Source organism: Marinobacter sp., from assembly GCF_041690455.1.
Lineage (GTDB): Bacteria > Pseudomonadota > Gammaproteobacteria > Pseudomonadales > Oleiphilaceae > Marinobacter.
Genome location: NZ_JAWLHI010000150.1, coordinates 1 through 2,918 on the forward strand (window position 1 = coordinate 1; position 2,918 = coordinate 2,918).

At 56.2% G+C, this 2,918-nt stretch carries 3 protein-coding genes and 1 pseudogene; 3 read left to right on the top strand and 1 reads right to left on the bottom strand.

Translation table 11 applies throughout. The annotated features are described in order from the left end of the window. Positions 1–342: pseudogene (locus tag ACESMW_RS18875) on the bottom strand (CPBP family intramembrane glutamate endopeptidase); the annotation flags it as partial. Positions 343–602: 260 nt separating this feature from the next. On the opposite strand from ACESMW_RS18875, the gene ACESMW_RS18880 reads away from it, so the two are divergent. The 3 genes from ACESMW_RS18880 to ACESMW_RS18890 form a co-directional block, all read left to right on the top strand. Then, a complete protein-coding gene (locus ACESMW_RS18880) occupies positions 603–1,433 on the top strand; it encodes a type II CAAX prenyl endopeptidase Rce1 family protein (RefSeq protein ID WP_372988504.1) in 831 nt (276 codons plus the stop codon). Then, on the top strand, positions 1,430–2,647 hold the full coding sequence (locus ACESMW_RS18885) for a serine hydrolase domain-containing protein (RefSeq protein ID WP_372988505.1): 1,218 nt from the start codon (positions 1,430–1,432) through the stop codon (positions 2,645–2,647). The genes ACESMW_RS18880 and ACESMW_RS18885 overlap by 4 nt, the downstream gene beginning before the upstream one ends. 41 nt (positions 2,648–2,688) lie before the next feature. After that, positions 2,689–2,918 (top strand): DUF2860 family protein (locus ACESMW_RS18890; protein WP_372988506.1); only part of this gene is annotated, 230 nt, incomplete at its 3' end.

A 2,918-nucleotide genomic window follows, 5' to 3' on the forward strand; every position in this document is an offset into this window, starting at 1 on the left:
TGCCGGAAACACAAAGGAAAGAACCAACAAAAACAGCAAGGGCCCGGGATTAACAAACAACTGCCAGTTGGTATCAAGGGGCTCGCCAGCAACGCCCAAAAGCATTGCCAGGCCGGCCATGGCAAGATCGTAAGCGAGCCAGAAAAACAGGATGGTCAGCCACCAGCGCCCGGGAATTCGACGCCAGTCCGTAAGGCGCCGCCACAGGTCTCCCAACTTCTCTTTTCCACCATTCACAGCGGCCAGACCAAGACCGGCAACGACGGGGCTGGCCCCGCCGATCAAGAACCAGATCAGGTTTGGAAATGCCCAAACCGACGATTCTGAAAGCAGCACCGGCATCCAGAAAAGGTACGCCCACCCGAGGTACACCAGGGGAAACGCCAGTAGCGGTTGCCTGATCAATGGCATAACTCCCTTGAGCCAATATTTTGGTCAGTATCGCTGCAAGCCCCGCAATCTGCTTGATATATATCAAGAGACCATCAGATGAATGGCAAGCCTGGTGGTTACTTCTTTCAGTGCCTCTGATCTTCTGAGTATGATGAATGTGCAGCGGGACTGGGTCAGTCCCCACCCGCCCTATACACGGAATCCCGACAATGCCCTCTTCAGTTCAAGACACCCAACCCGACGCTATCCCGTTTCGGTCGATGGCGATGTTTTTGTTGCTGACTTTCGGGATCGCCTGGGGCGTTCTCGCTGCCTTCATCTTTTTTCCGGAAACCATGGTTGGGCTGTTCGGCGAAATCACCGGCGAACACCCGCTTTTCTATCTCGCCGTCTGGGCCCCGGCCATCTCGGCGTTCATTGTGATTTTTCGGTGGTCCGGGCTAGAAGGATTGCGCCGGCATTTGGGGCGCGCCCTGCTATGGCGCTGCTCATGGTCCTGGTATGCATTCCTGCTTCTTGGCGTCCCCCTTGTTTTCTTCGCGGGTTCGTTCTTCAAGGGCAACCTGTCTGAGACTACCTTTCCATTCACCTCGGTTTCATCCTTCCTGGTCACTCTTGTTTTGATTGCCATCAAAGGTCCGATTGAAGAGTTCGGTTGGCGAGGCCTGGCACTTCCGCTTCTGCAGCGCAAAATGGCGCCGGTTTGGGCTGCGCTTGTCATCGGCGTGATCTGGGGGCTTTGGCACACGCCCGCTTTTCTGCTGAGTGGTACCGAGCAGAGCGCCTGGTCATTCCTGCCATTCTTTACGGGCACCATTGCACTGAGTGTGATTGTCACCCCTCTGTTCAATGCTTCCCGGGGAAGCATACTCCTCCCCGGAGTCTTTCACTTCATGCTCATCAATCCAATCTGGCCCGACGCCCAGCCCTATGACACCTATATTTTCGCGTTGATTGCCATTGTCATCGTCTGGTTACATCGGGCGAGTATGTTCACGCGCACCGACAGCGTTGTCGAGGTTGTTCCGGACAAACAGTGAACGCATTCATGACTTTCCGAAGAGGCCTGGTTTCCGGCCTCAAAATGTCACTTCTGGTAAGCCTGCCCTGGTTGACCTCCTGCCTGGCCATCGCTGAGCCATCAGCCAATACGCCCTTGGACGCCGCTTTCTCGAGTGCATTGGAGCGATTTCAGAGCGAGTACGATTTTCCCGGAATAACCGCCAGTTACGTGCTTCCTGATGGTTCTTCGCACTCGGCAGCAGCCGGTTGGGCCGATGCAGAAGGTCGCGAGCCAATGACGCCGGCGTCGAGAATGCTGGCCGCGAGCATCGGCAAGACATTCGTTGCCGCCACCATGGTGGCGGTCGCACAGGAACGCAACATTGATCTGGACGCCCCCGTATCGACCTGGCTGGGTCGGAACGGCTGGTTCCAGCGGGTTCCGAACCATCAGAGCCTGACTGTTCGTCAGCTACTTAACCATACATCCGGCTTACCGAACCATGTGTACCTGTCAGCCTTTGCAGAAGCGGTTTCACAACGCTGGGCGGAACCCGGAAACCCATTCCCACCCGAAGCACTGGTCCGTTTCGTTCTGGATTCAAAAGCACAGTTCCCGGGCGGCGAGCAATGGGCTTACACAGACACCGGCTATATTCTCATCGGGCTTGTCATTGAAGCCATCACAGGCCGAGCCTATTACGAAGAGGTTCACGACCGGTTTCTCGAACCACTGGGGCTGACGGCAACAACCGCATCGAATAAACGCGCGCTTCAGGGCCTCGCTGCCGGGTATGTTGCTGACGACAACCCCTTTGCTTTCCCGGGAAAAACAACCGATGAGAGTGGCGTTATGAAGTGGAACCCGGCGCTGGAGTGGACAGGCGGCGGACTGGTTAGCACCTCACACGATCTGGCACAGTGGGGAGCTGCGCTGTTTGGTGGCGATACAGCATCCGGAGCGATCCTGAACGCAATGCTTCAGTCTGTGCCGATCGGCGACGATAGGCCCGGAGCCTATTATGGCCTCGGTATCTCCATTTCCCGGTCGGGCCCGCTTGCACCGGTCTACGGTCATGGTGGCTGGATTCCGGGCTACAGCTCAAGTCTCCGTCATTATGCCCGGAGTGGGATAACCATTGCCTTCCAGATCAACAGTGATCGTATTTCTCACCAACGCCTGTCTGACATCGAACTATGCCTCGCCAGCCTAGTCATATCAGGTGGGAAAGACACCGATTGCGTGCCATGAACGCACCGACACCCCGTTCGCAATTACAGAGGAGCTCCAGAATGAAAAAATACCTCGCCCTCCCGGCCTTGTTCATCGCGATTCCTGTCTTCGCGCAACCGGGACCTCCTCAAAAGGGATTCAGTGGTGAAGTCTCGCTAAATGCGGGGATCATCTCTTCAACGTCCAACTTCAACGTCGATGGCGATGCGACCATCAGTTCACTGGAGAACAAGGCAGACAGTGAGTCAGAGGGCCTGATCGCGCCGCTTGGCAACGTTGCCTACACCTT